At 68.6% G+C, this 7,370-nt stretch carries 6 protein-coding genes; all 6 read left to right on the top strand.

From position 1 onward, the window contains the following. The first annotated feature begins 121 nt into the window (after positions 1–121). The 6 genes from AC1HC7_RS06485 to AC1HC7_RS06460 all read left to right on the top strand — a co-directional run bounded on the left by AC1HC7_RS06485 (position 122) and on the right by AC1HC7_RS06460 (position 7,342). Positions 122–1,387 carry an HlyD family type I secretion periplasmic adaptor subunit gene (locus tag AC1HC7_RS06485; RefSeq protein WP_479498808.1) on the top strand — a complete coding sequence of 422 codons (1,266 nt, stop codon included), beginning with the start codon at positions 122–124 and terminating at the stop codon, positions 1,385–1,387. 135 nt (positions 1,388–1,522) lie between these two features. Next, the gene (locus AC1HC7_RS06480; RefSeq protein WP_479496377.1) at positions 1,523–1,999 is read left to right on the top strand and encodes a RidA family protein; all 477 of its coding nucleotides are present in this window, start codon (positions 1,523–1,525) and stop codon (positions 1,997–1,999) included. Then, positions 1,996–2,781, top strand: coding sequence for a glycerophosphodiester phosphodiesterase family protein (locus AC1HC7_RS06475; protein ID WP_479496376.1), 786 nt, complete (start codon positions 1,996–1,998; stop codon positions 2,779–2,781). Before AC1HC7_RS06480 ends, AC1HC7_RS06475 begins: the two co-directional genes overlap by 4 nt. Positions 2,782–2,805: 24 nt before the next feature. Then, positions 2,806–4,071: a GNAT family N-acetyltransferase gene (locus tag AC1HC7_RS06470; protein ID WP_479498807.1), complete on the top strand. Its 1,266-nt coding sequence runs from the start codon at positions 2,806–2,808 to the stop codon at positions 4,069–4,071. 111 nt (positions 4,072–4,182) lie between these two features. Beyond that, positions 4,183–5,394: a mandelate racemase/muconate lactonizing enzyme family protein gene (locus AC1HC7_RS06465; RefSeq protein WP_479498806.1), complete on the top strand. Its 1,212-nt coding sequence runs from the start codon at positions 4,183–4,185 to the stop codon at positions 5,392–5,394. A 292-nt stretch (positions 5,395–5,686) separates the two neighbouring features. Beyond that, a complete protein-coding gene (locus AC1HC7_RS06460) occupies positions 5,687–7,342 on the top strand; it encodes an ABC transporter substrate-binding protein (RefSeq protein ID WP_479496373.1) in 1,656 nt (551 codons plus the stop codon). Positions 7,343–7,370 lie beyond the last annotated feature (28 nt).

Here is a 7,370-nt window from a genome sequence, read left to right as displayed (position 1 = left end):
GGCCGGCGGCGGCGGCGCAGTCCCCGTCGGCGCCGCGGCCCCGTCCGCGCCGCCCCCGGACGCCCCGCCGCCCGACGTCACCCCTCAATTCGCCGCCAGCGCCTTTCCCGCGCGCTTTCCCCTGGCGATCGGCTTTCTCGGCCTGCTGCTGCTGGTCGGCGGCTTTGGCGTCTGGGCGGTGTTCGCCTCGATCTCGGGCGCGGTGATCGCCCCGGGCCGCATCGAGGTGGAGACCAAGCAGCAGGTCATCGAGCATCTCGACGGCGGCATCGTCGGCGCGATTCCGGTGAAGAACGGCGATACGGTGCAGGCCGGCGACGTGCTGCTGGTGTTCGACGACACCCTGCTGAAGAACGAACGCTCGATCCTCGAAGGCCAGTATTGGGAACTGATCGCCCGCCGCAACCGCCTGCGCGCCGAACGCGACGGCGCCGAATCCATCGCCTTCGACCCCGAGATCACCGAGATCCTCGAGACCGAACCCCGGGCCCGCGCCATCGTCGACGGCCAGACCCAGCTGTTCGAGGCCCGCCGCCGCTCGCAGGTGGAGCAGATCAACCAGCTCAACGAACGCAAGATCCAGATCTCCCAGCAGATCATCGGCGCCGAGGCCCAGGCCGCGGCCCTGAAGCGCCAGCTTGAACTGGTGGACCGCGAACTGGTGGGCCAGCAGAAGCTCTACGATCAGGGTCTGGCGCAGCTCAACCGCCTGCTGTCCCTGCAGCGCGAGGAAGCGCGGCTTCAGGGCCAGGTCGGCGAGATCATCGCCTCCATCGCCGAGGCCCGCGGGCGCGTGGCCGAAATCGAGATCCAGATCCTGCAGCTCACCACCCAGCGCCAGGAAGACGCCATCGCCCAGATGCGCGACATCAATTATCAGGAAAACCAGATCCGCGAACAGCTCGCCTCGGTGAAGGAAACGCTCTACCGCATGGTTGTGCGCGCTCCGATCGCCGGCCGCGTGCACGGCATGACCGTGTTCACCGTGCGCTCGGTGGTGCAGCCGGGGGAGCCCATCATGTACATCATCCCCTCGGACGTGGAACTGGTGATCGAGGCGCAGCTTGAACCGATCTTCGTCGACCAGGTGCATGAGGGTCAGGCCGCGACCCTGCGATTCTCGGCGTTTTCGTCACGCACCACGCCCGAGATCGACGGCCATGTGGTGAAAATATCGGCCGACGCCTTCGTGGACCAGGCCACCGGGCGGTCCTATTACGGCGCGACGCTGGCCCTCGACGAGGGCGAATTGGACAAGCTCGAGGGCCTGACCCTGCTGCCGGGCATGCCGGTGGAGGCCTATATCAAGACCAGCGAACGCTCGCCTCTGAGCTACCTCACCAAGCCGTTCACGGATTATTTCTCCAAATCCATGCGCGAGGACTGAGCGCCCCGCGGACCGGAAAAATCCGCCGGCCCCGGCGGCGGAGCGCGAAACGGGCTTGCAACCCGCCGTGCGAGCATCAAATCTGTGGCCGAGGACCCCGCGCACCGGATTGCGCCGCCGCCCAGAGGAAGCCCCATGACCACACAAGCCGACAGCGTCGAATCGCGCCTTGCCGCGCATGGCGACGCCATCCCCGAGGCCCCCGCCCCCGCCGCCAACTACGCGCCCTGGGTGAAAACCGGCGATCTGGTCTTCGTCTCGGGCCAGATCCCGAAGGACGGCAACGGCCTGATTCGCGGCAAGCTCGGCGCCGACATGGATCTCGCCGACGCCCAGCGCGCGGCGCGGCTCTGCGCGCTCAACCTGCTGGCGCAGCTGCGGGTCGCCTGCGGCGGCGACCTTTCGCGCGTGGCGCAGGTGGTCAAGCTCAACGGCTTCGTCAACGCCACGGCGGATTTCGAAGGCCACCCGCAGGTGATCAACGGCGCCTCCGACCTCATGGCCGACGCCTTCGGCGGGACCGTCGGGGCTCATGCCCGCGCCGCCGTGGGCTGCGCCTCGCTGCCCATGGGGGTCGCGGTCGAGGTCGAAGGCGTGTTCGAAATCCGATGAGCCGGCTGCACGCGGATTACCTCGCCCGCCCGCTGGCCCATCGCGGCTATCACGGCGCGGGGGGACCGGAAAACTCGCTGGCCGCCTTCCGCGCCGCCGCCGAGGCGGGCTACTGCGTCGAGCTTGACGTGCAGATCTCGCGCGACGGCGAGGCCATGGTGTTTCACGACCCGACGCTGGACCGGGTGACCGGCGAAACCGGCCCGCTGCGGCTGCGCGACGCCGCCGATCTGCAAGGCGTCGCCATCGAGGGCGGCCCCGAACGCATCCCCAGCCTGGCGCAGGTGCTGGAGGCCACCGACGCGCCGCTGCTCATCGAGATCAAGCAGCATCACGCCAGCATCAGCATCGGCCGGCTGGAATCCCGGGTCGCCGACCTGCTGCCCCGCGCCCGCGGCCCGGTGGCGATCATGTCCTTCGTGCCCGAAATTCTCGGCTGGTTTCAGGCCAACGCGCCGCAATGGACGCGCGGGCTGATCTCCTACGGCTTTCGCAACGACTACGCGCGCCGGCATTTCGACGAGAAGACCCGCCTGGCGCTCTCCAACATGGAGGCTTTCGAACCGATGGGCGCGGATTTCGCCTCCTTTGGCTGGAGGGATTTTCCCTCCCCCGCCTGCGCCGCGCTGCGCGATCGCGGCGTGCCGGTGCTGTCCTGGACCATCCGTTCGCCCGCCGAGGAAGCGATCGCGCGGCGCCATTCCGACAACGTCACCTTCGAAAACTACCCGGCGGCGCTGCCCGCCGGCCTCGCCCATGGCGACCGCGACCACCCGCCCTGAGCGGCGCGGGACGGGAGGCCTGGCATGAGCATTGGCAACACCGATGACGACGCCGACTGCGCCGCGGGCGGCGGCCTGGATGACGGCGCGGGCGGCGCCAGACTCGAAATCTCGGTTCTGGGCGGCATCGACGCCATCCCCGCGGCCGAATGGGATTTCTGCGCCGCCCCCGAAACCCGCGACGGCCGCCCGCCCCTCGACCCCTTCGTCACCCACCGGTTCCTGAAGGCGCTGGAGGACAGCGGCTCGGTCGGCCCCGGCACGGGCTGGACGCCGCGCCATCTGGTCGCGCGGCGCGCCGACGGCGGGCTGCTCGGGGTCATGCCGCTTTACGCCAAGGACCACAGCCAGGGCGAATACGTGTTCGATCACGCCTGGGCCCACGCTTTCGAACGCGCCGGCGGGCGCTATTACCCCAAGCTTCAGGGCGCCGTGCCGTTCACCCCGGTCGCCGGGCGCCGCTTTCTCACCGCGCCCGGCGCGCCGCGCGCCGCCGCCATCGCGGCGCTGACCGAAGGCGCCGTGCAGCTGGCGGCGCAAAACCAGGTCTCCTCGCTGCACGTCACCTTCTGCGCCGAGGACGAGGCCGAGGCGGGCGGCGCCATCGGCCTGCTGCGCCGCACCGGCCAGCAATTCCACTGGGTCAATGCCGGCTACGAGGATTTCGACGCCTTCCTCGGTTCCCTGAACGCGCGCAAGCGCAAGCAGATCCGCCGCGAACGCCGCATCGCCGCCGAAAGCGGCTGCGAGATCCGCATGCTGACCGGCGACGACCTGCGCCCGGCGCATTGGGACGCGTTCTGGCGGTTCTACCAGGACACCGGGGCGCGCAAATGGGGCTCGCCCTATCTGAGCCGCGATTTCTTCGATCTGGCGCAGGCGCATCTGCGCGACGACATGCTGCTGGCGCTGGCCTTTCGCGATGGTCGGCCCGTGGCCGGGGCGCTGAATTTCATCGGTCGCGAGGCATTGTTCGGGCGCTACTGGGGGGCCGCCGAACACCATCCCTGCCTGCATTTCGAACTCTGCTACTACCGCGCCATCGACTGGGCGATCGCGCGCCGCCTGTCCCGGGTCGAGGCCGGCGCGCAGGGCGAACACAAGCTGGCGCGCGGCTACCTGCCCGTGACCACCCATTCCCTGCACTGGATCGGCGATCCGGGCTTTCGCCGCGCCGTGGCCGAGTATCTGGAGGCCGAGCGCGCGGCGGTCGATGACGACATCAAACTGCTGTCCGCCCATTCGCCGTTTCGCCGGATCCAGCCCATGCGCGTCGAGGAGCATGACTGACACGCGCGATTGGCAGGCATGACCGGAGGGGCATGACTGGCGCGCCCGCGCGCGCTACCCTCGCCCCGGGCCGCCATCCCGTCGCGGCCCGAGGCAACCGGGCGCGCAACCATGAAAACCACCGCAGTCGAAACCCTCCTGCTCGACGAATTTCCCAATCTCGCCTGGGTGCTGGTCCACACCGACGAAGGGCTCGTGGGGCTCGGCGAAACCTTCTTCGGGGCGACTGCGGTCGAGGCCCATATCCATGATTTCATCGCCCCCTATCTGATCGGCCGCAACCCGCTCGACATCGAACGCCACGCGCCGCGCATGGTCCCCTATGCCGGGCGCGGCGGCTCGGGGGCGGAGATGCGCGCCGCCTCGGCGGTGGACGTGGCGTTGTGGGATCTGCTCGGGCAGGCCGGCGGGCAGCCGATCTGGCAGGCGCTGGGCGGGGCCTCGCGCGATCGCATCCGGGTCTACAACACCTGCGCGGGCTACGGATACGTGCGCAAGGCCCCGGCGCAGGTGTCGTCGAATTACGGGCTCGACCAGAAAAACCCGCCCGGCCCCTACGAGGATCTCGACGCGTTCCTGACCGATGCCGGGGCGCTGGCCGAAAGCCTGCTGGAAATGGGCGTCACCGGCATGAAGATCTGGCCCTTCGACTTCGCCGCCGAAGCCTCGGGCGGCGTCGCGATCTCGGACGCCGAACTGAAAAAGGCCATCGAGCCGTTCGCGAAAATCCGCGCCGCGGTGGGCGACCGGATGCAGATCATGGCCGAATTGCATTCCATGTGGAACGTTCCCATGGCCCGGCGGATCATCCATGCGCTCGAGGATTTCGACCTGGCCTGGATCGAGGATCCGGTGCGCATGGCGCCGCTTTCCAACCTGCGCGCGGCGGCGCGCGGCGCCCGCACCCCCATCGCCGTGGGCGAATTGCTCGGCGGCAAGGCGCAATTTCGTCAGTTGCTGGAACAGAACGCCGTCAGCCTGGCGATCATGGATCTCGTCTGGGGCGGCGGGCTGACCGAGGCGCGCAAGGTCGCGGCGCTTTGCGACGCCTGGGCGATCCCCTTCGCCGCCCATGACTGCACCGGCCCGGTGGCCCTGACCGCCGCGGTGCATCTGGCGCTGCACGCGCCCAACGTCAGCGTGCAGGAGGTGGTGCGCGCCTTCTATTTCGGCTGGTATCAGGATCTGGTCACCGGCTTGCCGCCGCTGTCCGGGGGCGAGATCGCCGCGCCGCCGGGTCCGGGGCTGGGGATCGCGCTCAACCCCGACCTGTTCAGGCGCCCCGACGCGCGCATCCGGCGCACCGCCGCCGCCGACCTCTAGCGCGGCGCGCGCCTGCGCGGTTGATTTGCCCGCCCCGACTTGCGACAATCGGGTCATTCGCAGCAATGCGGCCATCGGCGTTGGCCATGTCGCCTAGTCCTGGCGTCGCTTCGGGTTTTGCGCATGCGCGACGGTTCGCAGCGCGTGTCGTTTTCTGACCTGGCTTTGCCGCAAAACGGCGCGGTTGGTCGCCGGTTCGCGTCTGATGGTTTAGATGCAAGGATGAAGACGAGCCTCGCCGCGCCTCGCGGGAAGAGGCCGAATCCCCCCACGACAGGAGAGGTAGACCCTCATGCGCGATTCCAAGACCCTCACCGGCGCCCCGGTGAACCCGACAATCGTCTCCCTGGCCCGGGACGCCCGCGCGGGCCGCATGGAGCGGCGCGAATTCCTGGCGCTGGCCTCGGCGACCGGCGTCACCGCCGCCGCGGCCTACGGCATGCTCGGACTCGCCCGCCCGGCCCTGGCCGAGGAAAAGACCATGGGCGGCACGCTGCGCATGCAGATGGAAATCAAGCGCGTGAAGGATCCGCGCGTCTTCGACTGGTCCGAGATGGGCAATGTGGCCCGCGGCCTGGTCGAAAACCTGGTGCGCTACACCAGGGACTTCACCTTCCAGCCCATGCTGCTGGAAAGCTGGGAGGTCAGCGACGACGCCAAGACCTACATTCTGAACGTGCGCCAGGGCGTGAAATGGTCCAACGGGGACGATTTTTCCGCCGATGACGTGATCTACAACCTCAATCGCTGGTGCGACAAGGCGGCCGAGGGCAATTCCATGGCCGGGCGCATGGCCTCGCTGATTGACGCCGAGACCGGCAAGGCCGGCGACGGGGTGATCGAAAAGACCGGCAGCCACACGATCAAGCTGAACCTGCCGGTGGCCGACATCACCATCATCCCCGGCATGACCGACTATCCGGCGCTGATCGTGCATCCCAGCTTTGACGAAACCGGCGCCGACCTGACCGCCAACCCCATCGGCACCGGCCCCTACATGATCGACAATGTCGAGGTCGGCGTGCGCGCGTCCCTGTCCAAGCGCGGCGGCTGGTGGGGCGGCGACGTGGCGCTCGATCGCATCGACTACGTCGATTACGGCACCGATCCGTCGGCTTTCCTGTCGGCCTTCGAATCCGACGAGATCGACATCATCCACCAGTCCTCGGGCGAATTCGTCGAGATCTTCTCCTCCCTCGGCCTGGTTCGCTCCGAGGCGCTCACGGCCGCCACCGTCGTGGCGCGCATGAACCTGGACGCCGAGATCGACGGCAAGAAGGTCTACGCCGACAAGCGCGTGCGCCAGGCGATGCAGGCCGGGGTCGACAACGCGGTGGTGCTGGAACTGGGCTATGCCGGGCTCGGGACGCCGGCGGAAAACCACCATGTCGGGCCCATGCACCCGGAATACGCCAAACTGCCGGCGCAGAAACGCGACCCGGCGAAGGTGAAGGCGCTGCTCGCCGATGCGGGGATGACCGATTACGAACACGAACTTATCTCCATCGACGACGACTGGCGGCGCGCCACCACCGACGCCATCGCCGCCCAGCTGCGCGACGCCGGCGTGAACGTGAAGCGCACGATCCTGCCCGGCGCCACCTTCTGGAACGACTGGACCAAGTATCCCTTCTCCACCACCAACTGGAACATGCGCCCGCTTGGCGTGCAGGTGCTGGCGCTGGCCTACAAGTCCGGCGAGGCCTGGAACGAAAGCGCCTACGCGAATCCCGAATTCGACGCCAAGCTGGAGCAGGCGCTGGCCATCGCCGACGTGGAAAAGCGCCGCGCGCTGATGAAGGACATCGAGGCGATCCTTCAGGATGACGGGGTGATCATCCAGCCCTACTGGCGGTCGATCTTCCGCCACGCCGTCGCAAAAGTGATGGGCGCCGAACAGCATCCGACCTTCGAGCATCACCACGATCTGTGGTGGCTGAAAGCCTGACGCCCGCGCGCTGACCGCGCCCGCCCCC

This window comes from Oceanicella sp. (assembly GCF_056449545.1).
The sequence above is the reverse complement of the archived record's forward strand: the minus strand, read 5'-3'. Positions and strand labels throughout refer to the sequence as shown.

Excerpts from the sequence above, each read along its gene's own strand:
- AC1HC7_RS06480 (WP_479496377.1), top strand. The coding sequence starts at position 1,523 with ATGACCACACAAGCCGACAGCGTCGAATCGCGCCTTGCCGCGCATGGC.
- AC1HC7_RS06475 (WP_479496376.1), top strand. The coding sequence starts at position 1,996 with ATGAGCCGGCTGCACGCGGATTACCTCGCCCGCCCGCTGGCCCATCGC.
- AC1HC7_RS06470 (WP_479498807.1), top strand. The coding sequence starts at position 2,806 with ATGAGCATTGGCAACACCGATGACGACGCCGACTGCGCCGCGGGCGGC.
- AC1HC7_RS06465 (WP_479498806.1), top strand. The coding sequence starts at position 4,183 with ATGAAAACCACCGCAGTCGAAACCCTCCTGCTCGACGAATTTCCCAAT.
- AC1HC7_RS06460 (WP_479496373.1), top strand. The coding sequence starts at position 5,687 with ATGCGCGATTCCAAGACCCTCACCGGCGCCCCGGTGAACCCGACAATC.